Source organism: Kitasatospora sp. NPDC059795 (assembly GCF_042732175.1).
GTDB lineage: Bacteria > Actinomycetota > Actinomycetes > Streptomycetales > Streptomycetaceae > Kitasatospora.
Map to the genome: position 1 here is coordinate 181,146 of NZ_JBHWID010000006.1, position 23,255 is coordinate 204,400.

Consider the following 23,255-nt stretch of genomic DNA (forward strand, 5'->3'; position numbering starts at 1 on the left):
CCCCTCACGCGCCGCTCAACGAGGGGACGCGCACCGCGGCCGCCTCCGGGGCGGGCCGCTGCGGGGAGTCGAGCCCGGGCAGGGCCAGCAGGATCGGCAGGTCCAGCGCGGTCAGCGGACGGGCGGTCAGCCGGACGGGCGGCAGGTCGTGGCCGTGGCGCACGCTGAGCTCCGGCCCGGAGGCGACCAGCAGCGGGCGCCGCTCCCACGGCGGGGCGGGGAAGTCGCTCGCGGCGACCACGGCCGCCCGGACGAACCACACGCCCTCGGGGACGCGCAGCGTGAACTGGCCGGAGCCGTCGAGGATTTCGCAGGCGACCGGGCGGCCCTGCACGATGGGTTCGCGGAACGCGCCGATGTAGATCCGCACCGGACAGCCGGTGTCGGGCGTGCGGATGCTGCCGCTCACCGAACAGGTGCGGCGGCCGTCGTGCGCGGCGCCGGTGCGCTCGGTCAGGCCGGCCCGGGCGAGGGTCCGGTAGCGGGCGGGGGAGAGGCTGACGGAGCGGGTGAAACGGCTGGTGAAGGTGCCGAGGCTGTTGTATCCGACGCGGTAGGAGATCTCGGTGACGCTGAAATCGGTCTCCAGCAGCATGGTCTTCGCCTGGTGCAGGCGGACGGCGGAGAGGAATCGGCCCGGCGAGGTCCCGGTGAGATTTCGGAACACCCGGGAGAAGTAGAACTTGCTGAGGATCGCCGTATTTGCTATCTCGTCGAGCGAGAGCGGCTCCTCGTATCTGTTCCACATGGTCTCGATGGCGCGTTCGACGGCGATCTGCACAGCGAATCTCCAAGTTCGTCGATGAATCGGTGACAGCCCTCCGGAGGATTCCGAGGGATGTGACCTTCTCCCTCGGCTGGGGATGTGCCTATTTCCGGAGACGAAAGCGGGAGCGTGTGTACATCGGTGGATCCGCGTCTTTCGACGTGCGGGGGAGAAAACGGAACGGGAAATGCGCCGGAACGCCGACCGGCCCCCGCCGAAGTGGCCGGGGCCGGCGGGCGCCGGAGTTCAGTGGTCGGACAGCAGTTGCCCGACCCGCCGCCGGGCGGCCAGCAGGCTCGCCCAGGCGCAGGCCGCGAGGATCTGCCGGTCGTCGGCGCCGGCCTGCCGGGCGGCGGCGATCACCCGCTCGTCGACCCGGTAGGAGGCCAGCGCGGTGAGCAGCGCCAGCTCGGCGAGCGGCCGCTGCTCGGGTGGCAGCGCCGTCAGCGGCTCGTCCAGCCAGGCCCGGCCGAGGCCGGGGTCGGCGCCGTCCCAGCGGGCCACCGCGGCGGCCACCGGCTCGCGGACCGGGCCGGGCAGCTGCTCGGCGGCGGTCCGGTCGACGGCCGCCGCGGCGCGGGCCAGCGTGTCGGCGATCCGCGGGTCGGCGGCGGCCCAGTCCAGGTCGGACGGCAGTTCGGCGGGCGGCAGCAGGGACAGCGAGGTGCCCGGGGCGGTGGTCGTCCCGGCGGAGGAGCGCATCAGGCCGACCAGCACCCGCAGCACCGGCCCCAGTGCCTGCGCGGGGGCGTTCGGCGGCAGCGGCATCGGGCCGAGGAAGATGTTGACCATGCGGTTGAGGTACTGCAGGCAGAGCGCCGTCCCGGCCAGCTCGGGGAGCAGCTCGGGCGGGAACGGCGGCTTGCCGCCGTCGCGCACCCACGCCGTCAACTCCTCGGTGGCGGGCCCGGATCGAGGCCGGCGGCGGGAGACCGGCCGTGCCGACAGCGAGTCGAGCATGCCGCTGTGCACGGTGATGCAGAACGGGCACCGGTTGCCCGCCGAGACGGCGGCCGCGACCGCCTCCTTCGCCGCCCTGGGGGCGCGTCCCTCGGCCAGCATCGTCTCGCGCAGGACCGTCCAGCACGCGGCGAGCAGCGAGGGGACGGGGCCGTGCAGCGCCACCGGCGGGGCCAGCACCCCGAAGTCCCGCTCCAGTTCGCGGTAGACCCGCGCCGTGTCGCCGGCCGCCGCGCCGAACGACACCGTCCCGACGTGCCGGACCTGGAGCAGGGACAGCCCCCGCAGGGGCGCCTGGACGAGCCGCCGCGCGGCGCTCACGACTCGGCCCCGGCCCGGGCCCGAGGGCCGCCGCGATGCGTCCGTCTTCCGTCCCCCGCAGGCATTCGCGCGATCTCCCTCGGCTCGTCGGCGGCGTGCGCCGGTGCTACACCCGATCGTGACATTCGGAGCGGGCGCGTCCTTCTTCGTCCTTGCGGAGGTGTGCCCCGGCTCACGGACGCCGAAGCGCGGAACCGGGGCCCGGGAGGCCTACGGGATCGGGAAGAACGCCCGGACGAAGCGCTCGAACAGCGCGTCGCCGATGGTCCAGCGCATCCGCGGCAGCAGCCGGGACGGCACCCCGATCCGGTAGCGGATCCGCGGGTGTTCGCTGGTGACGGCCTTCTCGATCACCTTCGCCACGGTCTCCGCGCGCACCGCCATCCGGCCCCGGCCGGTGGGGTTCTCGGTCTCCCGGTAGGCACCGTGCCAGTCGACGAAATACTTCCAGAAGTCGTCGTACAGGCCGGTCCGTTCCTGCCCGGTCATGCCGAGGTCGGCGACCGACATCGGCACGAACCCGCCGAGCACCGGCGACGGCTCGATCAGCACCACCTTGATGCCGTCCCGGGCCACCTCCAGCCGCAGCGAGTCGCTGACCGCCTCCAGGGCGTGCTTGGTGGCCTGGTAGTAGCCGCGGCCGGGGGTGGCGAACTGGCCGAAGATCGACGACATCATGACGACCCGGCCGCCGCCCTGCTCCCGCATGCCGGGCAGCACCAGCTGGGTCAGCCGGCACAGCCCGAACAGGTTGGTCTCGAACTGGCTGCGCACCTCGTCCAGCGGGGTCTCGCCGATGGTGCCGTTGAGGCTGTACGCCGCGTTGTTGATCAGGGTGCCGACCGCGCCGTGCTCGGCGGTGATCTTCTCCACGGCGGCGGTCATCGACTCCTCGTCGTTGACGTCCAGGTGCAGCACCCGGATGCCCTCGGCGGCGAGGTCGGCCAGCGCCTCGGGGCGGCGGGCGGTGGCGTACACCGGCAGGCCGGCCCGGTGCAGCCGCAGTGCCGCGGCCCGGCCGGTCCCGGAGGACTTGCCGGTGCTGGAGGAGGCGCCGGTCAGCAGGATCGCGCGCGAGCGCCCGCTCACGTGCCCTCCGCCAGGCGCTCGGCGGAGACGGTGGCGTCCTCCGGCTGGGAGGCGATCCGGCTGCGGGTCACCGAGTTGCCGAGGCCCAGGCCGTCCACCAGGCGGTTGATGAAGGCGAACAGGGCGGCGGTGAAGACCGCCTCCAGCATCTCCTCGTTGCTCCAGCCGGCCGCCTCGGTGGCGGCCCAGTCCTCGTCGGTGATCCGGAACGCGCCGGTGCCGACCTTGGTGACCAGGCGCATCAGCACCTTGGTGCGCTCGTCGATCGGCAGCTCCTCGACGGAGCCGGAGTTCTGGATCGCGTCGGTCAGCTCCTGCGGGCCGCCGAACTGGGCGAGGAACCAGTTGTGGGTGCCGACGCAGTAGGGGCAGCCGTTGACCTTGGAACTCCAGGCGGAGATCATCTCGCGGGTCGCGCGGGGCAGCACGCCGTCGTTGAAGACGCCGCCGTAGCCGGTGATCACCACTTCCAGCAGGTCGGGGCGGCTGGAGACCAGCCGGAACATGTCGGGAACGAAGGGGATGCCCATCCGCGACTTGATCGCGTCGTACAGCTCCTTCGTGCGGCCCTCGGCCTGGTCCTCCTCGATCAGCGGGACGCGGACCGTGCTCAGCACGTTCGGATCGGTCATGGTGCTCGCCCTCCCATTCGACGGTGCGGCCGTCCTGCGGGAATGTGCTCGGAATTCCGGCGGGGAAAGCGCGGAATTCCGTCCCGGGCGGGCGGCGGCGGGGTTTTTCCCATGGTGGCAGGAATGGAGCCCTCCACTCGTCTCCCAAATTGCCCTGACTTCCGCGGGGGAGCCGGCCGGTCGGGAGACCCCGCAGGCCGGGAGGCCGGGAGGCCGGGAACGGCGACGGCCGCCGCGGTGCGCGGGGCACCGGGGCGGCCGTCGTCACGGGCGCAGGGGGGTCACTCGGCGCGCAGCCAGTCCGCCAGCCGCTCGCCGATCATGATCGAGGTCAGGTTGGTGTTGCAGTTGACGATCTGCGGCATGATCGAGGCGTCGGCCACGTACAGACCCTCGGTGCCGTGCACCCGCAGCCGCTGGTCGACGACCGAGCCGGCGTCGTCGGCGGCGCCCATCCGGGCCGTGCCGACCGGGTGGTAGCCGCTGTCGAGGCTGGTGCGGACGTACTGCTCGACCATCGCGTCCTTCTCGATCAGCCGGTCGCTCAGCACGATGAACCCGTCGCCCTCGGAGGCGATGCCGGGGTGGTTGGCCAGCTCCCAACAGGTGCGCACGCCCTCGACCATCTTCTCCACGTCGCGTTCGGTGGAGAGGAAGTCCAGCTGGATCTCGGGCCCGGCCGCCGGGTCGGTGGAGGTCAGGCGGAGCCGGCCGACCGACTCGGGCTGCTGGTCGACCACCATCACGCCGAAGATCATCGGCGCCTGGGCGAGCATCTGCAGCTCGGGGAAGAGCGTCAGGTCGAAGTGGTTGACCATGTAGTACTGCATGTCGTTGAAGTCGGCGGAGCCCTTGGAGGTGGTCCGCACCATCGCCTGCAGGAACGGCACGTCGGTGGGCATGCCCTCCTTGGGGCGCAGGAAGACGCCGGTGCGCGGGTGGTCCTGGAGGTGGGCGCCGACGCCGGGGCGGTCGAGCCGCACCCGGATGCCCAGGCGGGTCAGGTCATCGGCCGGGCCGATGCCCGAACGCATCAGCAGCGTGGGCGAGTTGACCGCGCCGGCGGACAGCACCACGCGGTGTGCGCGGAGCTCCTCCGGCACCCGGCCGGCCGGGCCGGCCAGCACGCCGACGGCCCGGTCGCCCTCGAACAGCACCTCGTGCACCAGGGTGTCCCCGACGACCGTCAGGTTGGGACGGGAGCGCACGTCGGGGGTCAGGTACGCCATCGCGGTGGAGACCCGCAGGCCGTCGCGGCGGTTGGACGGGATCGGGCCGATGCCGGTCGCCTCGGGGTGGTTGTGGTCGGTGACCTCGGGGAATCCGGCTGCCAGGCTGGCCTCGGTGAAGGCGATCTCCATCGGCGACATGTCCTGCGTCCGGACCCGGCGGATCGGCACCGGGCCGTTGTTGCCGTGGTACTCGTCGGCGAAGTTCTGGTCGTCCTCCAGGCGCCGGTAGTACGGCAGGACCTGCTGGTACGTCCACGCCGGGTTGCCGCCCGCGGCCCACCGGTCGAAGTTCTCCGGGACGCCGCGCAGCGCGATCGTCGCGCCGACCGCGGAGGAGCCGCCGGTGATCTTCCCGCGCGGGAAGATGATCCGCCGGCCGTCCAGGATCTCGGCGCGGTACCGCCAGTCGTGCGCGTGCATCGACATCGCGTTGCCGTTGACGATCTCGCGCGGAATGTCGGCCGGATCGGGAAAGTCGGGGCCCGCCTCGACGAGGAGCACGGAACGGCCCGGGTCCTCGCTCAACCGGGCCGCGAGGGTCGCGCCGGCCGAGCCGGACCCGACGACTATCACGTCATACGTGTGCACCATGGATTACCTCGCCAGACGGGGGATTCGAAGGGGCCGATCTCACCCGAGTTTCACAGCGCATCCGCGCCGGGTCTTCTCCGAGAGTGCCCGACCGGCCGTCCGGGATATTCCGTGTACCGCGCCCGGTTCGCCGTTCGAACCCTGGCAACGTCAGAGAAGCAGACTTTGCGGAGGGCGGACATCCTCAAGTGTCAGGTCCGCATGGCGGATAGCCGACGAATTCGTTCGGGCCGGCCACGGACGCCCTTTTCATCGTCGCCCACGGGAGGGAATTGGAATGTCGCAACAACGGCGATTCCGCAGACTCGTACCCGGGTTGGTCACCATTTTGGTGGCTGCCTCGATGTTCTTCGTCATCCGTTCCTCGGTGGCGGTCGCGGGCGGTGACGATGCGGCCGCGGCATACAAATTCAAGGAGATGCCGATCGCGATGCCGCCGGGCTACGAGTCGCGGCCGATGAACACGATCCGCAAGGTGAACCCGGCCTACGAGAAGATCCGCGCCTGGATCTCCTCGGTCGGCGCCAGCATCGCCATCAACGACGTCACCGGCCACGGCCGCGCCGACGGCATGTGCATCGTCGACACCCGCACCGACTCGGTGATCGTCTCCTGGACGCCGACCGCCCCCGAGGCCGACCGGTTCACGCCGTTCGTCCTGGACGGCAAGCCGCTGCCGATGGACGACACCATGGCGCCCACCGGCTGCACGCCCGGCGACTTCAACGGCGACGGCCGCACCGACTTCCTGGTCACCTACTGGGGCCGCACCCCGGTGCTGTTCATGGCCAAGGCGGACGCCGCCACGCCGAGCCACGACTCGTACGTACCACGCGAGTTGGTGGCCTCGGAGAGCCTGGACGGCCGCTACCACGGACCGCGCTGGAACACCGACGCCGCGTACGTCGGCGACCTGGACGGCAGCGGCCACCCGTCGATCATCATCGGCAACTACTTCCCCGACTCGGACGTGCTCGACCCGCAGGGCATCCGCAACGTCCAGATGAACGACTCGCTGTCCAGCGCGAAGAACGCCGGCGGCGACCACGTGCTGCGCTTCCACGACTCCGCGACCGGCAACGAGCCGGACGCCCGGTTCGTCGAGGAGAAGGACGCCATCCCGTTCGACGCCTCCACCGGCTGGACGCTGGCCATCGCCGGCGCCGACCTGACCGGCTCCGGACTGCCGGACATCTACATCGCCAACGACTTCGGCCACGCGCACCTGCTGCACAACGTCTCCACCCCGGGCCGGATCCGCTTCGAGGAGGCCACCGGCGAGCGCACCGCCACCACCCCGAAGTCCTTCGTGCTCGGCAAGGGCTCGTTCAAGGGCATGGGCGTCGACTTCGGCGACGTGGACGGCAACGGCAGCTTCGACATGATGGTCAGCAACATCACCGTGGCGTGGGGCCTGGAGGAGAGCAACTTCCTCTGGATCAACCAGGCCAAGGACCAGGCCGACATGAAGAAGAAGCTCTCCGCCGGCATCGCCCCGTTCACCCAGGAGGCCGCCGACCAGGGCGTCGCCTGGACCGGCTGGGGCTGGGACGCCAAGATGGGCGACTTCCTCAACAACGGCAAGCAGAACATCCTGCAGGCCGACGGCTTCGTCAAGGGCGACATCGACCGCTGGCCGTGGCTGCAGGAGATGGCCATGACCAACGACGACCTGCTGTCGAACCCGAAGATCTGGCCGAACGTCGGCCCCGGCGACGACCTGGCCGGCGACGAGACGATGGCCTTCTACGCCCGCACCGCCAACGGCAAGTTCGCCAACATCAGCAAGCAGCTCGGCCTCGACGTGCCGATCCCGACCCGCGGCATCGCCACCGCCGACACCACCGGCAGCGGCGCCCTCGACTTCGCCATCGCCCGCCAGTGGGGACCGCCGGCCTTCTACGCCAACCAGGCCCCGGCGCTCGGCCACCACCTGACGCTGAACCTGTTCCGGCCCGCCACCGGCGCCACCGCCGGCCAGCACCTGGCCAACACCGGCTCGCCCGCCTACGGCGCCACCGTCACCGTCACCACCCCCGACGGCAAGAAGCAGGTCGCCCAGCTCGACGGCGGCGGCGGCCACGGCGGCTACCGCAGCTTCGAGGTCCGCTTCGGCCTCGGCGACCAGAGCGGCCCCGTCACCGCCGACCTCTGCTGGCGCGACGCCGCCGGCGTCATGCACACCAAGACCCAGCAGCTGACCGCCGGCACCCACACCCTCATGCTGACCGACGACATCAAGGAGGTGGCGGCCCGATGACCGCGACCGACATCTCCGGCGCGGCCACCGCCGCCGTCCGCCCGCACGCCGCCCCGAAGAAGAGGCAGCCCAACCGCGACCCGCGCTACCTGGCGCTGCGCAACTTCGCCCTCTCGATGTCCGTCTTCAACATCTTCGGCTACACCCTGCTGGGCTTCGAGCAGCCCTGGCTGTGGCCGCTGATCTGCGCACCGTTCGCCTACGTTGTCGAGATCGTCCTGGAGATGGTCAGCGCCTGGGCGCAGGAGCGCACCCCGCGCTTCCGCGGCAACGGCGTCCGCGGCCTGTACGAGTTCCTGCTGCCGTCCCACATCACCGCCCTCGCCGCGAACATGCTGCTCTACGCGAACGACCGGCTGCTGCCGATCCTGCTCGCCGTGTTCATCGGCGTCGCCGCCAAGCACGCCCTGCAGGCCCCGGTGTACGGCCGGATGCGGCACTTCATGAACCCGTCGAACTTCGGCATCACGATGGCGCTGGTGATGTTCGGCTCGTGGGTCAGCATCGCCCCGCCGTACGAGTTCACCGAGAACGCCAACACCTTCTTCCGGATCGGCATCCCGCTGATCATCACCACCGCCGGCACCGTCATCAACGCCATGCTGACCAAGCGCGTCCCGCTGATCGTCGGCTGGCTCGGCGGCTTCGTCATCCAGGCGCTGCTGCGGCACTGGATCTGGGACGTGGCGATCTTCTCCGCACTCGGCCCGATGAGCGGCGTCGCGTTCGTGCTCTACACCAACTACATGATCACCGACCCGGGCACCACGCCCAGCAAGGGCCGCAACCAGTTCATGTTCGGCGCCTCGGTGGCCATGGCCTACGGCGTGCTGATGCTCTTCAACGTGGTCTACACCCTGTTCTTCGCCACCACCCTGGTCTGCGGCCTGCGCGGCGCCGGCTGGTGGGTCGCGCACTTCCTGAACAAGCGCAAGCAGGCCGACGGCGTCCTCGCCGGCCCGACCGGAGAGACGGCGGCCCCCGGGCGGCCCATGGGCAACGAGGCGGTGGCGGCGTGACGGACCGACAGCTCCGACCGGCCCGGGACGGCGAGGAGCCGACCGGCCGCGGACGGATCGCGGTGGTCGGCATGGCCTGCCGCTACCCCGACGCCGAGTCCCCCGAACAGCTGTGGCAGAACGTGCTGGCCGGCCGCCGGGCGTTCCGCAAGCTCCCCGACGTCCGGATGCGCGCCGAGGACTACTACTCGCCCGACCCGGCCGCCCCGGACCGCTTCTACAGCGCCAAGGCCGCCGTCATCGAGGGCTTCGAGTTCGACCGGGTCCGCCACCGCGTCGCCGGCAGCACCTTCCGCGCCACCGACATGACGCACTGGCTGGCCCTGGACACCGCCGCCCGCGCCCTGGAGGACGCCGGCTTCCCGTTCGGCGAGGGCCTGGAGGACGCCAACACCGGCGTCATCATCGGCAACACCCTCACCGGCGAGTTCAGCCGCGCCAACCTGATGCGCCTGCGCTGGCCGTACGTGCGCCGCACCGTCGGCGCCGCCCTGCGCGAACAGGGCTGGGACGACGAGCAGTTGGGCGAGTTCCTGGACGGCCTGGAGGGCCGCTACAAGAGCGCGTTCCCGCCGATCGGCGAGGACACCCTGGCCGGCGGCCTGGCCAACACCATCGCCGGCCGGATCTGCAACCACTTCGACTTCAAGGGCGGCGGCTTCACCGTCGACGGCGCCTGCTCGTCCTCGCTGCTGTCCGTCTCCACCGCCTGCGACGCGCTGATCGACGGCCGGATGGACGTCGCGGTGGCCGGCGGCGTCGACCTCAGCATCGACCCGTTCGAGGTCATCGGCTTCGCCAAGACCGGGGCGCTCGCCACCGGCGAGATGCGGGTCTACGACAAGGGCTCCAACGGCTTCTGGCCCGGCGAGGGCTGCGGCATGGTCGTCCTGATGCGCGACGAGGACGCCCGCGCCCAGGGCCGGTTCCGCTACGCCACCATCCCCGGCTGGGGCTACTCCTCCGACGGCAAGGGCGGCATCACCCGCCCCGAGGCCAGCGGCCACCGGCTCGCCCTGGCCCGCGCCTACCGCGCGGCGGGCTTCGGCATCGAGACGGTCGGCTACTTCGAGGGCCACGGCACCGGCACCGCCGTCGGCGACGCCACCGAACTGCGCGCCTTCTCCGAGGCCCGCCGGGCGGCCGGCGCCGAGACGCCCGCCGCGCTCAGCACCGTCAAGGGCAACTTCGGCCACACCAAGGCCGCCGCCGGCGTCGCCGGGCTGCTCAAGGCGATCCTCGCGGTCCGCCACCAGGTCATCCCGCCCGCCACCAGCCACGTCGACCCGCACCCGGAACTCACCGGCCCCGCGCCGGCGGTGCGCGTCCCCGACCGCGCCGAACTGTGGCCCGACGGCGCGCCGATCCGGGCCGGCATCTCCTCGATGGGCTTCGGCGGCATCAACGCGCACGTCGTCGTCGAGCACGCCGACGGCGTCCTGCGCACCGCCGTGCCCACCGTCGCGCACCGCCTGGTCGCCTCCCGGCAGGACGTCGAACTCTTCCTGCTGGACGGCGCCGACCCGGACGAACTGCGCGCCAAGGCGACCCGGCTCGGCGAGTTCTGCGCCCAGCTGTCGTACGCCGAACTCGGCGACCTCGCCGCCACGTTGGAACGCGACCTGGCCGACCGGCCGCTGCGCGCCGCCGTGCTGGCGGCCTCGCCCGACCAGGCCGTCGAGCGCTTCGCCGCGCTGACCGCGCTGCTCGACTCCGGGGCCCGCTCCGCCATCGGCACCGCCCAGGGCATCTACCTCGGCAGCGCCGGCCGCGCCCCCCGGATCGGCTACCTGTTCCCCGGCCAGGGCGCCGGCCGGCGCGGCGACGGCGGGGCGCTGCGCCGCCGCTTCGCCGCCGTCGAGGAGCTGTACGCCCGGCTCGGCCTGCCCGTCGACGGCGACCAGGTCGCCACCGACGTCGCCCAGCCCCGCATCGTCGCCGCCTCGGTGGCGGGCCTGCGGGTGCTGGAGACGCTCGGCATCGAGGCCGCCCGCGCCACCGGCCACAGCCTCGGCGAACTCACCGCCCTGCACTGGGCGGGCGCCATGGACGAGGAGACGGTGCTGCGCGCCGCCGCCGCCCGCGGCCGGATCATGGCCACCGCCAGCGACGGCGGCGGCGCGATGGCCGCCCTCGCCACCACCCCGACGCTCGCCGAGGCGCTGATCGTCGGCGAGCCGGTCGTCATCGCCGGCTACAACAGCCCCGGCCAGACGGTGGTCTCGGGCCCGGCGGCCGCGGTCGAACGGGTCTGCGCGCTCGCCGAACGCCAGGGCGTCGGCGTGGGCCGGGTCCGGGTCTCGCACGCCTTCCACTCCCCGGCCGTCGCGCCCGCCGCGGCCGGCCTCGCCGACCACCTCGCCCAGGAGGCCTTCGCCCCGGTCGGCGAGGGCCTGGTCTCCACCGTCACCGGCGGCCTGCTGCCCGCGGACACCGACGTGGTGGACCTGCTGACCCGCCAGGTCGTCCAGCCGGTGCGCTTCACCGAGGCGCTGCAGGCGATGGCCGGACAGGTCGACCTGCTGATCGAGGTCGGCCCCGGGCAGATCCTCAAGTCGCTGGCCGGCGAGATCCTGCCCGCCGTGCCCGCCGTCGCCACCGAGGCCGACGCGACCTCGCTGGGCGGGCTGCTCGGCGCCGTCGCCGCCGCCTGGACGATGGGCGCGCCGGTCCGCCATGAGCAGCTGTTCGCGGACCGCTTCACCCGGCCGCTGCCGCTCGACAAGCAGTTCCGGTTCTTCGCCAGCCCCTGCGAGGTCGGCGGCGAGGAGTTCGTGCTGGAGCAGACCGCCCCGCGCAAGGCCGTCGCCGCCGAGGCCGGCCCCGCGGCCGGCCTTGCCGGGGAGGGCGCCTCCAGCCTGGAGGTGCTGATCCGGCTGGCCGCCGAACGGGCCGAACTGCCGGTCGAGACCGTCGACCCGTCCGCCAACCCGCTCGACGAACTGCACCTGAGCTCCATCACGGTCGGCCAGATCATGAACCAGGCCGCCCAGGAACTCGGCATCGTCGCCCCCATGGTCACCACCGCCTTCGCCACCTCCACCCTCGGCCAACTCGCCGAACTGCTGGACGAGTTGGCGGAGCAGTCGCCGGACGCCGGCCGCCAGCCGGCCGCCGCGCCCGGAGTGGCGCCCTGGGTGCGCCCGTTCGAGGTCGACCTGACCGAGACCGCCCCGCCCGCCCCCGCCGCCGGACCCGGCGGCCACTGGGAGGTCTTCGCCACCGACCGGCACCCGCTGGCCGGCCCGCTCGCCGAGGCCCTCACGGCCACCGGCCCCGGCGACGGCGTCCTGCTCGCCCTGCCCCGCGACTGCGACCAGCGCCACCTCGGCCTGATGCTGGACGCCGCCCGCGCCGCCCTCGACCCCGCCCGCCGCTCCGCCGGCACCCGCCTGGTCGCGGTCGGCGACCGCCGGGGCGCGGCCGGCCTCGCCAAGACCCTGCACCTGGAGGCCCCCGACATCCCCGTCACCGTCGTCACCCTGCCCGTCACCGACGACCTGCCGGCCGACGACGCCGAGCGGATCGCCCGGCGGATCGCCGCCGACACCGCCGCCACCACTGCGTTCAGCGAGATCCACTACGACGCCGACGGCACCCGTCGCGTCCCGGTGCTGCGCGCCGTCGACCTCCCCGTCGACCCCGACCACCAGGCCCTCGGCCCGCAGGACGTGCTGCTGGTCACCGGCGGCGGCAAGGGCATCACCGCCGAGTGCGCCCTCGCCCTCGCCCGGGCCAACGGCACCGCGATCGGCCTGCTGGGCCGCTCCGACCCCGCCCGCGACACCGAACTCGCCGACAACCTCGCCCGGATGGCCGCCGCGGGCGTCCGGGTCCACTACGCCCGCGCCGACGTCACCTCCGCCGACCAGGTCAAGGCCGCCGTCACCGAGATCACCCGCGAACTCGGCACCGTCACCGGCGTCCTGCACGGCGCCGGCCGCAACGAGCCGCAGGCCCTCGCCACCCTCGACGAGGCGTCGTTCCGCCGCACCCTCGCCACCAAGATCGACGGCGTGGAGGCCGTCCTCGCCGCCGTCGACCCGGCCGCGCTGCGCCTGTTCGTCACCTTCGGCAGCATCATCGGCCGGGCCGGCCTGCGCGGCGAGGCCGACTACGCCACCGCCAACGACTGGCTCACCGAACTGACCGTCCGCTTCCAGCAGGACTACCCGGACTGCCGCTGCCTGGCCCTGGAGTGGTCGGTCTGGTCGGGCGCGGGCATGGGCGAGCGGCTCGGCGTGCTGGAGGCGCTGGTCCGCGAGGGCATCGAACCGATCCCCGCCGACGACGGCGTCGCCCTGCTCGGCCGCCTGCTCGCCACCCCCGCCACCGCCCCCGCGCTGGTCGTGATGGGCCGGGCCGGCGGACTTCCCACCATCGCCCTGGAGCGGCGCGAACTGCCGCTGCTGCGCTTCCTGGAGCGCCCGCAGGTGCACTACCCCGGCATCGAGCTGGTGGTGGACGCCGAACTCACCGGCGGCGGCGACCGCTACCTGCCCGACCACCTCCTCGACGGCGACCTGCTCTTCCCCGCGGTCCTCGGCATGGAGGCCATGACGCAGGCCGCGACCGCCCTGACCGGCCGTCAGGACACGCCGGTGCTGGAGGGCATGGAGTTCCTGCGACCCATCGTCGTCCCCGTCACCGGCGCCACCACCCTGCGGGTCGCCGTCCTCGCCACCGGCCCCGACACCGTCCGGGTGGTGCTGCGCAGCGGCGAGACCGGCTTCCAGGCCGACCACTTCCGGGCCACCCTGCGCTTCGGCGCCGAGCGGTCCGCGGCCGACCCCGCCCCCGTCACCGACGAGGTGCCGACCGTCCCGCTGACGCCCGGCGAGCTGTACGGCCCGGTGCTGTTCCAGGGCGACCGCTTCCAACGGCTGCTCGGCTACCGGGACCTGGCGGCCAAGCACTGCCTGGTCGAGATCGACGACACGCCGCGCACCGACTGGTTCGCGGGCTTCCACCCGGGCGACCTGCTGCTCGCCGACCCGGGCACCCGCGACGCGATGATGCACACCATCCAGGCGTGCGTCCCCGAGGCGACCCTGCTGCCGGTCAGCGTGGAGCGGCTGCACCTGGCCGACGCCGCCGCCGCGCGCGACGGCCGCCGACTGTTCCTGGACGCCCGCGAGCGCTCCCGGGACGGCGACAGCTACCTGTGGGACCTGGAGATCCGCGACGAGGCGGGCCTGCCGGTCGAACAGTGGGAGGGCCTGCTGCTGCGGGCGGTGCGCAAGCAGGACGGATCCGGCCCCTGGCTGCCCGCGCTGCTCGGCCCGTTCCTGGAGCGGCGCGTGGAAGCGGCGCTCGGCCACCCGGTGCGGTGCGTGGTGCTGCCCGGCGGCGAGGGCTCCGGGGAGTCGGTCGCCGACCGGCGTCGGCGCACCGCCGAGGCCGCGAGCTGGGCGCTCGGCCGGACCACCGAGGTGCACCACCGCCCCGACGGCCGGCCCGAACTCGCCGACGGGCGGCGGATCTCCTCCTCGCACGCGGCGGGCGTCACCTTCACGGTGGTCGCGGACGAGACCGTCGCCTGCGACGTCGAGGCCGCCGTCGAACGGACTGTCGAGGAGTGGGACGGCCTGCTCGGCCCGGACGGCTCGGCGCTGGCCGCCCTGCTGTCCGCCGAACGCGGCGAGCCGTACGGCACCGCCGCCACCCGGGTGTGGGGCGCGGTGGAGACGCTGCGCAAGGCGGGCCACGCGGTGGCCGGCCTCAGCCTCGGGGACGCCTCCGGGCTCCCGGCGGGCTGGGCGGCGCTCAACGGCGGCACGCACCGGATCGTGAGCTTCGTGACGGCCCTGGACGGCGTCGCCGACCCGGTGGCCTTCACCGTCCTGACCGGAGGAGCCCGATGACCGTGTCCGACTACTTCGAGTACCGCCACCTGGTGGGCTTCGAGGAGACCAACCTGGTCGGCAACGTCTACTACGTCAACTACCTGCGCTGGCAGGGCCGTTGCCGAGAGATGTTCCTGCTGGAGAAGGCCCCCGAGGTGCTCGCCGACGTCCGCGCCGACCTCAAGCTGTTCACCCTCAAGGTGGACTGCGAGTTCTTCGCCGAGATCACCGCGTTCGACGAGCTGTCGATCCGGATGCGGCTCGCCGACCTCACCCAGACCCAGGTCGCCTTCACCTTCGACTACGTGCGGCTGGCCGCGGACGGCGCGGAGTACCTCGTCGCGCGCGGGCAGCAGCGGGTGGCGTGCATGCGCGGCCCCAACACCGACACCAGACCGACCAGGGTGCCCGAGCCGCTGCGGCTCGCCCTGGAGCCCTACGCCGTCACCGCGACGGCGCCCTCCCTGACCGGCACCACCACCGTGGGGTGATCGCCATGTCCTCGTTCCCGTCCGCGTCCGCGTCCGCGCCGCTGCCCGGCGCGCTCGACCTGCCTCCGCTTCCCGCGCACGCACCCGAGGCCGACCTGGGCGACCCCCGGGCGCTGCGCGGAGTGCTGGGGCGCTTCGCCACCGGGGTGACCGTCCTCACCGCCGGGCGCGACGTCCCGTGCGGGATGACGGCCAACTCGTTCACGTCCGTCTCGCTGGAACCCGCGCAGGTGCTGGTGTGCGTGGTGAAGTCGGCGGCGATCCACGCGACCGTGCTGGCCGAGGGGTCGTTCGCGGTGTCGGTGCTCGCCCGCGACCAGGAGTGGGTGGCGCGGCACTTCGCCGACAGCCGGCGCCCGCGCGGGCTGCGGGAGTTCGAGGGCATCGGCCACCGGCGCGGCCACTACACCGGAGCGCCCGTCCTGGACGACGTCCAGGCGTGGCTGGAGTGCCGGCTCGGCGACGTCCACGAGGGAGGTGATCACACCATCTTCGTCGGCACGGTCCTGGGGGCAGGCCGATCGGCCGGCGGGGATCCGTTGCTGTACCACGGAGGCGGATTCGCCAGGCTCGCCGGCTGACGGCGCACCGGGCCACGACAGCGACGCCCGGCCGGGAACCTCCCGGCCGGGCGTCCGGCTGTTCCCCGGCGCGGAACCGACCGCACGAAGGGGCCCGGACCATGAGCGGTCCGGGCCTCTTCGTGCCGTCGGTTCAGTCGCGCGGGAGGACGGTCATCGGCAGGCCGCCCCTGATCCGCAGGGTCAGCATCGGCTCGGCCCGCACCCGGTGCCCGGCCGGCACCGACAGCCGCAGCCGGCGCAGCAGGACGGCGAGCACCACGGTGGCCTCCAGCATGCCGAGGCCGCTGCCGACGCAGACCCGGGGGCCCGCGCCGAACGGGATGTAGGCGTAGCGGTGGCGGCCCGCCGCACGGCCCTTGGCGAACCGCTCCGGGTCGAAGCGGTCCGGGTGCTCCCAGAACTCGGGGTGCCGGTGCAGGGTGTACGGGCAGAGCACGACGTCGGCGCCGGCCGGCACCCGGTAGCCGCCGATCTCGTCCGCGGCGAGCGCCTTGCGGGGCAGCAGCCACACGGCCGGGTACAGGCGCATCACCTCCTGCAGGACCATCGAGGTGTAGCTGAGCCGGTGCATGTCCTCGAAGGTCGGCAGCCGGTCGCCGAGCACGTCGTCCACCTCGGCGCGGACCCGGTCGCCGACCTCGGGGTGCCGGTCGAGCAGGTACAGCGTCCAGCCGAGGGTGCTGGCGGTGGTGTCGTGGCCGGCCAGCAGCAGGGTGACCAGTTCGTCGCGCATCCTGGCCCGCCGCGCCACCGGGTCGCGTTCGCCGGCGGTGGCGTCGACGAGCCGGGACAGCACGTCGTCGCGGGTGCCGTCGGAGGCGGGCCGGCGCTCGCGTTCCTCGGCGAGGTCGGCGACGATCCGGTCGAGCTCGGCGCGGGCCCTGCGGAACCGCAACTGGAGTGGCAGCGGCACCCACGAGGGCACCGAACTCAGGCTCATCATCTCGAAGATGGCCTGGTCCTGGACGATCTCGAAGGCCTCGCCGATCGACTCGTAGGCGCCGAGGTCGGCGTCCAGCAGGGAGCGGCCGAGGACGCCCAGGGTGAGCGAGGTCATCTCCTGCCGCATGTCGACCGGCCCGGTGCCCGCGGTGCGGCGCAGCCGCTCGGCGAGCAGCGCCGCCTCCTCGGCGATCACCTCGGCCTGCCGGGAGATCCGGCGGGCCTGGAAGACCGGCTGGATCACCTTGCGCTGGGCGCGCCACAACTCGCCCTCGCTGGTCAGCAGGCCGTCACCGAGGGCGCGCCGGGCGTGCACCAGGCCGATGCCCTTGTGGTAGTTGGCGCTGTTGTCGGTGAGCACCCGGCGGACGTGGTCGGGGTGGTTGAAGAAGTACAGGGTCTTCGGGCCGAGCGGCAGCCGCACCGCGTCGCCGTACTCGGCGGCGGCCTCCGTCATCACGGACAGCCGGTCGGAGGCCATCCTGGCCAGCAGCACCGGGGTGGCCGCGCGGGACGGCCCGGGCGGACGTCGGTGCGCCGCGGCGCGCCGCCGGGCGGCGGCGGCCGGGGCGGGTTCGGCGGCCGTCACGTGCGGGCCCCGGGGGCGCCGCTGACGATCCGGTCGGAGATCGCCTGCCGCCACACCTCGTACGCGGGCACCGCGCCGTCCACGACGGGCCGCGGCCGGGCCTGCGTGCAGACGGTGACGGCCTGCTGCGGGGTGAGGCCGCAGAGCACCGCGGCGGCCGCCTCGGCGTGCTCGGTGAGCAGCCCGGACTCCACCCGGGCGGTGGCGGCGAACGCCGCGCCCTGGGCGAGCTGCGGCCGGTGCTCGCCGGCCCGCTCCAGCAGCAGCCGCAGCTCGGCCTCGGTGGCGCCGGCGGCGTAGCAGGCGGCCAGTCCGACGCCGGCCCACAGGTCGGCGTGCCGGTCGGGCTGGTAGCCGTCGAGCAGGTCGGCGACGACGGCCGGGTCGGTGCCGCCGATGAACCACAGGGCACGGCCGATGCCCTGGTCGATGGCGTGCCCGGCGTAGCGCCGGGTCTCGTCGCCGGGCCACGGGAACGCGGTCTCCCGGTGGTGCTCGTGCACGTACCGCGCGGTGCGGAAGTACGCCTGGTGGAAGCCGTAGCCGTCCAGGGCGAGCCAGCGCAGCAGCGGGTCGGCGGGGGCGATCGCCGCCCAGCGGAAGCGGGGGAGCCGGGCCATCGCCCAGCCGACGCCGACGTGCACCATGTAGTCGTGCGGCGCGCCGTGGCCCGCCAGGAACTCGGCGACCCGGCCGCTGCCGGGCAGCGGCAGGCCGTCCAGCATGGCCAGGCCCATCCCCGCGCCCTCGTACGCGAAACCCCGGTAGCGCACCGGTATCCGCTCCAGCAGCCGGTGCGCCTCGTTCTGGTCCGCCGACTCGACGGCGATCGCGTACCCGTCGAGGAACGAACCGCCGACGGTCTCCAGGTTGGTCCGAGCCGCGTCGTCCTTCAGGTGAAAACCCCGGGTGGACAACTTCGTCTCGTTGTGACTCGGTGTCAACAGGCGTCGCCTAACCGCCCGCCAGCCTCCGCTCATCAGTGCCTCCAGCCCGCCGCGTGCCCGGATGGCCGCAGCTGTCTCCGAGTTACATGCTTCGGGGCCGGGCGACGTGGGACTACTTCCACCGTGCCGATGCCGGGCAACACGGAAGTAGTCGTTCGGCCGGGTCGATCCACGACACTCTGTGACGCCCCGCGCGCTCCGGTCCTGACGCCCTCGTAGGGCCGGCCACCCGTGAGTTGAGGAGACCCCGCGTGACCGACACCACCACGGGCCGGACGGTGAAAGCGCCGCCACGTGCCACCTCGCTATTCGTCAACGGACTGTTCCCACGTCGCCCCGCCCTGGTCGTCCTGCTGGGACTGCTGGGCGGACTGCTGCTCGCCTGGGCCTGGTCCTCGAAACTGGCCGACGACGAGATCGGCTTCACCACCGCCAACCAACTGCTCGGCCACGACGCCAGGAACACGCCGCTGACCGGCGTCGCCGCCGGCGTGCTGTTCGCGTTCGTCTCCGGCCTCGCCGGCTCGTTCACCGCGTGCAACGTGGCGGTGTTCGGCGCGGTCGGCCCGCTGGTCGGCCAGATGAGCCTGACCCGCCGTCAGCGGCTGGCGCACGCGCTGCGCCCGCTGGGCTGGCTGACGGTCGGCATGCTGCCGGTCTCCGCCGGCTACGGGGTGCTGGTCGGCCTGGCCGGCACCCACCTGCCGCAGTTCTCCACCAGGTCCGTGCCCGGGACGCTGTCGCCGCGGATGCTCCAGGCGATGATCGTCTTCGGGGTGATCGGCCTGGTGATGCTGGTGATCGGCCTGGCCGCCGCCGGCGTGCTGCCCGACCCGCTGGCGCGGGTGGCCCGCCGCTTCCCGAACGCCCCGCTGGTGCTGATCGGCGCACTGGTCGGCGGCTTCCTGATCGGCCGCCCCTACCCGCTGTTCCGCAACCTGTTCCGGCATGCGGCGACCGAGCACAACCCGCTCTACGGGGCGGTGGCGTTCTCGCTCCAGTCGATCGGCAACATCCTGGTGATGGCGCTGCTGTTCCTGCTGCTGTCCTTCGGACTGGGCCGGCCCGTGCAGCGCTGGCTGGCCACCAAACCCGGCCGGGCGGCGGCGCTGACCGCGACGGCGTTCCTGGTCGCGGGCGCGTTCACGGTCGTCTACTGGGACGTCCGGCTGCTCGGCAACCTCGGCTACCTGTGGTGGCCGAAGGCACCCTGGAACGTGTAGCCGCTCAGCTCATGACGGTGGGCCCGGGTCTCTCCACGAGACCCGGGCCCGCCGTGCGTCCGGGCCTGTGCGTCCGGTCCGTGCGTTCAGGTCCGTGCGTTCAGGTCCTTCTGTTCTGTTCAGACCGGGCGCTGCGCCGCCACGGCGAGCGACTCCCGGGCGCGGGCCGGGTCGTCGCCCGCGCCGAGGATCATGCCGCAGACCTGCGCCTCGAAGCAGACGTCCGCATTGAGCGGCTCCACCAGGTAGCCGCCGAGGTCGAGGGTGACCAGGCCGTGCAGCGCGATCCAGAGCTGATGGGCCACCAACTCCGGTTCGGAGGGCAGGAACCGCTCGGCGGCCACGCACCGCTTGACCGCGCCGACCAGGGCGTCCAGCGTGTAGCGGCCGTGCTGCCGGTCGGCGTCGGTGAGCGAGAAGCCGCTGAGGCCGGAGCCGCCGAACATCACGTTGTAGAGGTGCCGGTGCTCGCGGGCGTTGGCCCGGTACGCCCAGCCGAGGGCGACCACGTCGGCGACCGGGTCGTCGGTCTCCTCGACCGCCTCCAGCCGCCGGTTGAGCAGCGTGAAGCCCTCCCGGACCACCGCCCGCACCAGGTCGTCCATCCCGCCGAAGTGGGTGTACACCGCCATGGTCGAGGTGCCCACGGTGGCCGCCAGCTTGCGGGTGGACAGCGCGGCCGGTCCTTCTTCGCTGAGCAGCTTCGCCGCGGCCTCGATCAGCTGCGCACTGAGATTGGGGTCGACCTTTCGTGGACTCACCCTTGACAGTATGTCAGCCGCCTGTGAACCTAATCAATGACGGCGTTATATAACGGTGCTATCGACGGAGGGGGCAGCTATGCCCGGCACCACCGGCCACACCCACACGAGCCACCGCCACAGCACGACCCACCTGCTCGAAGCCGGCTACCGGCCGGTCCCCACCGAGACCGCCCACACCGACCTGACCGTCCGCGGCACCCTGCCGCCGCAGCTCGACGGCACGTTCCTGCGGATCGGCCCCAACACCCGCGGCGAGCACGACCCCGCCGTGCAGCACGCCTTCGCCGGCACCGGCATGGTGCACGCCCTGCGCCTCGGCGGCGGTCGCGCCCACTGGTACCGCAACCGCTGGCTGCGCGACGGCGCGCTCGCCCGCGAACTCGGCGAACTGCCCACCCCCGGACCGCTGCACGGCCTCGACGGCCCGGTCAACGCCAACCTGGTCCGGCACGCCGGCCGCACCCTGGCCGTCACCGACGGCGGCGCGCTGCCGCTCGTCCTCGACGCCGACCTGCGCACCCGCGCCCGCACCGACTTCGACGGCACGCTGCCCGGCGGATTCTGCGCCCACCCGCTGACCGACCCGGTGACCGGCGAACTGCACGGCGTCGCCGTCGACCCGGCCGGCGACCGGGCGCTCGTGCTCACCGTCGACGTTGAGGGCCGGGTCCGCGACGCGCTGCCCGTGCCGGTCAAGGGCCGCCCGTGGATGCACGCCTTCGCCCTCACCGAGCGGCACACGGTCCTGTTCGACCTGCCGGTCGCCCACGACCCCGCCGAGGCCCGGGCCGGCTCGCCCGTCCCGTACACCTGGCAGCCCGACCGCGACGCCCGGATCGGCATCGTCCCCCGCGACCGGCCCGGAGCCGCCGCACTCTGGCTGGACGTTCCGCCCTGCTTCGTCTTCCACCCCGTCAACGCCTTCGAGGACGCCGACGGCCGGATCACCGTCGACGTGATCCGCCACGAGCGGGCCTTCGACCGCGACCGACTGCACCCCAGCGAGTCCGCCCCCACGCTGTGGCGGTGGACCCTCGACCCCCGCGAGGGCGCCGTCGTCGAACGCCAACTCGACAGCCGCGTCCAGGAGTTCCCGCGGATCGACGAACGGCGCACCGGGCTCCCGTACCGCTACGCGTTCACCGTCGAACTCGTCCCCGACCAGGGCGCCGCGCTCGGCGGCCCCGCACTGCTGCGGCACGACCTCGCCACCGGCCGCACCGACCGGCACGCCTTCGGCGACGGCCGGCAGGGCGGCGAGGCGGTCTTCGTCCCGCGCGACGCGCTCGCCCCGGAGGGCGACGGCTGGCTGCTGACCCTGGTGTACGACACCGCCACCGACCGCAGCGAACTGCTGGTCCTGGACACCGCCGACTTCACCGGCCCGCCGCTCGCGACCGTCCCCCTCCCGGCACGGGTGCCGCACGGGTTCCATGTGCAGTGGGTGTCGGCGGAGTGGTGAGTGGTGCGGGCGGGCGGTGCGGTGTCGCGGTGTCCGTCAGCAGGACGCGGCCGAAGAGCGCGGCCTGCGCCGGGTCGGGCGGGCCGGTGGCTGCGGCGACGGTCCGCCACAGCGCTGCCGAGTGCCGGGTCGCCGGCCGCCACCGACCGCAGCGAACTGCTCGTCCTGGACACCACCGACTTCACCGGCCCGCCGCTCGCGACCGTCCCCTTGCCGGGATGGGTGCCGCACGGGTTCCACGCGCAGTGGGTGCCGGCGAAGTGGTGAGCGGCGTGGCGGCGGTGACCGGTGTGGGCGGGCGCTGTGCCGGGTCGCCGGCCGCTGCTGTCGGCCGCAGCGAGCTGCTGGTCCTGGACACCGCCGACTTCACCGGCCCGCCGGTCGCGACCGTCCCCCTTGTTGGCGCGGGTGCCGCACGGCTTCCACTCGCAGTGGGTGCTGGCGGAATGGTGACCGGTGCGGTGGCGGTGAGCGGTGTGGGCGGGCCGGTGGCCGCCGCGACGGTCCGCCACAGCGCTGCCGAGTGCCGGGTCGCGGGCCGTCGCCGACCGCAGCGAGCTGCTGGTGCTGGACACCGTCGACTTCACCGGCCTGCCGGTCGTGACCGTCCCCCTGCCGGGACGGGTGCCGGCGGAGTGGTGAGCGGTGCGGGCGGGCGCAGTGCCGTCGCGGCACCCGTCAGCAGGACGCGGCCGAAGAACGCGGCCAGCGCAGCGTCGGGCAGGCCGGTGGCCGCCGCAACCGTCCGCCACAGCGTCTCCGCGTGCCGGGCCGCGGCCACGCGGATCACCGGGTCGCCGGCCGCCGCCGCGTGCAGCTGCCACTGGAAGGCGAACGGGCTGCCCGCGCCGACCATGCGCCGCCAGGCCCGCTCCCCGGCCCGCAGCGCGGCGACGCCGCGGGCACTGCCGGCCGCGGCCGTGAACGCCCGCGCGGCGTCGTCGGTGGCCAGCTCGGCGGCGGCCAGGAACACCGCGCGCTTGGTGGCGAACAGCCGGAACAGGTAGGGCTGCGACACCCCGGCCAGGCCTGCGATCGCCGCCGTCGTGGCGGCGTGGAAGCCGTCGCGGGCGAACACCCGCACCGCCACCCGCACCACCGCGTCCCGCCGCTGATCCGCCGTCATCCGCATCGGCGCACCACCTCCCGCGCCGAGCGTCGCCCGACAGACGCCGCCGCCGCTTCTTCGAGCGTGCCGAGCACCCGCCGCCCCGCGCCGTGCCGCTGCCCCGCGAGGCCTGCCCGCACCCGGCGCCGTTCCCGAAGCACCCAGCAAGGAGCCCGCACCCGGGTGGACCGCGCGTGCCCGCAGGGCGACGGCTTGCCGCCCGGGTCGGGCGCGTCCGCCGGTCGCTGATGCGCAGTGCCTCGTTCTTGAACGCTCCGTTCCGGCAGCGCCTGCCCGCAGGCTGATGCCCGGCGGCAGCTCGGCGATGATCCGCCCCGCCCCCGTGCCGTCAAGTACTGCCGTCCGCCGTCTGCCGTCTGCCGTCTGCTGCCCGCCGTCTGCCGTCTGCCGTCTGCTGCCCGCCGTCTG

Annotated in this window: 17 protein-coding genes; 8 read left to right on the plus strand and 9 right to left on the minus strand. The window is 73.5% G+C overall.

What is annotated here, in order from left to right:
* Nucleotides 1-4: 4 nt before the first annotated feature.
* From ACFV4P_RS14845 to ACFV4P_RS14865, 5 genes are all read right to left on the minus strand, one after another.
* The gene (locus ACFV4P_RS14845; RefSeq protein WP_380471034.1) at nucleotides 5-781 is read right to left on the minus strand and encodes a helix-turn-helix transcriptional regulator; all 777 of its coding nucleotides are present in this window, start codon (nucleotides 779-781) and stop codon (nucleotides 5-7) included.
* Between the two features lie 231 nt (nucleotides 782-1,012).
* Nucleotides 1,013-2,047 (minus strand): carboxymuconolactone decarboxylase, encoded by a 1,035-nt coding sequence (locus ACFV4P_RS14850; RefSeq protein ID WP_380471036.1) that lies wholly within the window; start codon nucleotides 2,045-2,047, stop codon nucleotides 1,013-1,015.
* A gap of 210 nt (nucleotides 2,048-2,257) precedes the next feature.
* Nucleotides 2,258-3,136, minus strand: coding sequence for an SDR family NAD(P)-dependent oxidoreductase (locus ACFV4P_RS14855; RefSeq protein WP_380471037.1), 879 nt, complete (start codon nucleotides 3,134-3,136; stop codon nucleotides 2,258-2,260).
* The gene (locus ACFV4P_RS14860) at nucleotides 3,133-3,768 is read right to left on the minus strand and encodes a carboxymuconolactone decarboxylase family protein (protein WP_380471039.1); all 636 of its coding nucleotides are present in this window, start codon (nucleotides 3,766-3,768) and stop codon (nucleotides 3,133-3,135) included. Before ACFV4P_RS14860 ends, ACFV4P_RS14855 begins: the two co-directional genes overlap by 4 nt.
* Nucleotides 3,769-4,049: 281 nt before the next feature.
* Nucleotides 4,050-5,591 (minus strand): GMC family oxidoreductase, encoded by a 1,542-nt coding sequence (locus ACFV4P_RS14865; protein ID WP_380471041.1) that lies wholly within the window; start codon nucleotides 5,589-5,591, stop codon nucleotides 4,050-4,052.
* 277 nt (nucleotides 5,592-5,868) lie between these two features.
* Here ACFV4P_RS14865 and ACFV4P_RS14870 point away from each other — a divergent pair, with 277 nt between their 5' ends.
* The 5 genes from ACFV4P_RS14870 to ACFV4P_RS14890 are packed head-to-tail and all read left to right on the plus strand — an operon-like array spanning nucleotide 5,869 to nucleotide 15,788.
* Nucleotides 5,869-7,851, plus strand: coding sequence for an ASPIC/UnbV domain-containing protein (locus ACFV4P_RS14870; protein ID WP_380471043.1), 1,983 nt, complete (start codon nucleotides 5,869-5,871; stop codon nucleotides 7,849-7,851).
* A complete protein-coding gene (locus ACFV4P_RS14875; RefSeq protein ID WP_380471045.1) occupies nucleotides 7,848-8,870 on the plus strand; it encodes an enediyne biosynthesis protein in 1,023 nt (340 codons plus the stop codon). Before ACFV4P_RS14870 ends, ACFV4P_RS14875 begins: the two co-directional genes overlap by 4 nt.
* Nucleotides 8,867-14,734: an SDR family NAD(P)-dependent oxidoreductase gene (locus ACFV4P_RS14880; RefSeq protein ID WP_380471047.1), complete on the plus strand. Its 5,868-nt coding sequence runs from the start codon at nucleotides 8,867-8,869 to the stop codon at nucleotides 14,732-14,734. The genes ACFV4P_RS14875 and ACFV4P_RS14880 overlap by 4 nt, the downstream gene beginning before the upstream one ends.
* 2 nt (nucleotides 14,735-14,736) lie before the next feature.
* Nucleotides 14,737-15,207, plus strand: coding sequence for a thioesterase family protein (locus ACFV4P_RS14885; RefSeq protein ID WP_073813063.1), 471 nt, complete (start codon nucleotides 14,737-14,739; stop codon nucleotides 15,205-15,207).
* A gap of 5 nt (nucleotides 15,208-15,212) precedes the next feature.
* Complete coding sequence (locus ACFV4P_RS14890; RefSeq protein ID WP_380471048.1) at nucleotides 15,213-15,788, plus strand: flavin reductase family protein; 576 nt, start codon at nucleotides 15,213-15,215, stop codon at nucleotides 15,786-15,788.
* Nucleotides 15,789-15,921: 133 nt separating this feature from the next.
* Here the strand turns inward: ACFV4P_RS14890 and ACFV4P_RS14895 are convergent, their stop codons facing one another.
* Nucleotides 15,922-17,214 (minus strand): cytochrome P450, encoded by a 1,293-nt coding sequence (locus ACFV4P_RS14895; protein WP_380471430.1) that lies wholly within the window; start codon nucleotides 17,212-17,214, stop codon nucleotides 15,922-15,924.
* A gap of 104 nt (nucleotides 17,215-17,318) precedes the next feature.
* Nucleotides 17,319-18,302 (minus strand): DUF1702 family protein, encoded by a 984-nt coding sequence (locus tag ACFV4P_RS14900; protein ID WP_380471050.1) that lies wholly within the window; start codon nucleotides 18,300-18,302, stop codon nucleotides 17,319-17,321.
* Nucleotides 18,303-18,520: 218 nt separating this feature from the next.
* On the opposite strand from ACFV4P_RS14900, the gene ACFV4P_RS14905 reads away from it, so the two are divergent.
* Nucleotides 18,521-19,492, plus strand: a complete 972-nt coding sequence (locus ACFV4P_RS14905) for a hypothetical protein (RefSeq protein WP_380471052.1) — start codon at nucleotides 18,521-18,523, stop codon at nucleotides 19,490-19,492.
* 119 nt (nucleotides 19,493-19,611) lie between these two features.
* Here ACFV4P_RS14905 and ACFV4P_RS14910 read toward each other — a convergent pair whose 3' ends face one another.
* On the minus strand, nucleotides 19,612-20,253 hold the full coding sequence (locus ACFV4P_RS14910) for a TetR/AcrR family transcriptional regulator (RefSeq protein WP_380471054.1): 642 nt from the start codon (nucleotides 20,251-20,253) through the stop codon (nucleotides 19,612-19,614).
* A gap of 79 nt (nucleotides 20,254-20,332) precedes the next feature.
* Here ACFV4P_RS14910 and ACFV4P_RS14915 point away from each other — a divergent pair, with 79 nt between their 5' ends.
* Nucleotides 20,333-21,718 (plus strand): carotenoid oxygenase family protein, encoded by a 1,386-nt coding sequence (locus ACFV4P_RS14915; RefSeq protein ID WP_380471056.1) that lies wholly within the window; start codon nucleotides 20,333-20,335, stop codon nucleotides 21,716-21,718.
* Between the two features lie 21 nt (nucleotides 21,719-21,739).
* A complete protein-coding gene (locus ACFV4P_RS14920) occupies nucleotides 21,740-21,985 on the plus strand; it encodes a carotenoid oxygenase family protein (protein ID WP_380471432.1) in 246 nt (81 codons plus the stop codon).
* 316 nt (nucleotides 21,986-22,301) lie between these two features.
* On the opposite strand, the gene ACFV4P_RS14925 is transcribed toward ACFV4P_RS14920, so the two are convergent.
* On the minus strand, nucleotides 22,302-22,844 hold the full coding sequence (locus ACFV4P_RS14925) for a TetR family transcriptional regulator (RefSeq protein WP_380471058.1): 543 nt from the start codon (nucleotides 22,842-22,844) through the stop codon (nucleotides 22,302-22,304).
* Between the last annotated feature and the right edge of the window lie 411 nt (nucleotides 22,845-23,255).

What these genes read in the sequence shown, in the direction of transcription:
- ACFV4P_RS14860 (WP_380471039.1), bottom strand. Translation starts at nt 3,768, where the DNA reads ATGACCGATCCGAACGTGCTGAGCACGGTCCGCGTCCCGCTGATCGAG.
- ACFV4P_RS14865 (WP_380471041.1), bottom strand. Translation starts at nt 5,591, where the DNA reads ATGGTGCACACGTATGACGTGATAGTCGTCGGGTCCGGCTCGGCCGGC.
- ACFV4P_RS14870 (WP_380471043.1), top strand. Translation starts at nt 5,869, where the DNA reads ATGTCGCAACAACGGCGATTCCGCAGACTCGTACCCGGGTTGGTCACC.
- ACFV4P_RS14875 (WP_380471045.1), top strand. Translation starts at nt 7,848, where the DNA reads ATGACCGCGACCGACATCTCCGGCGCGGCCACCGCCGCCGTCCGCCCG.
- ACFV4P_RS14890 (WP_380471048.1), top strand. Translation starts at nt 15,213, where the DNA reads ATGTCCTCGTTCCCGTCCGCGTCCGCGTCCGCGCCGCTGCCCGGCGCG.
- ACFV4P_RS14895 (WP_380471430.1), bottom strand. Translation starts at nt 17,214, where the DNA reads ATGGCCTCCGACCGGCTGTCCGTGATGACGGAGGCCGCCGCCGAGTAC.
- ACFV4P_RS14900 (WP_380471050.1), bottom strand. Translation starts at nt 18,302, where the DNA reads ATGAGCGGAGGCTGGCGGGCGGTTAGGCGACGCCTGTTGACACCGAGT.
- ACFV4P_RS14915 (WP_380471056.1), top strand. Translation starts at nt 20,333, where the DNA reads ATGCCCGGCACCACCGGCCACACCCACACGAGCCACCGCCACAGCACG.
- ACFV4P_RS14925 (WP_380471058.1), bottom strand. Translation starts at nt 22,844, where the DNA reads ATGACGGCGGATCAGCGGCGGGACGCGGTGGTGCGGGTGGCGGTGCGG.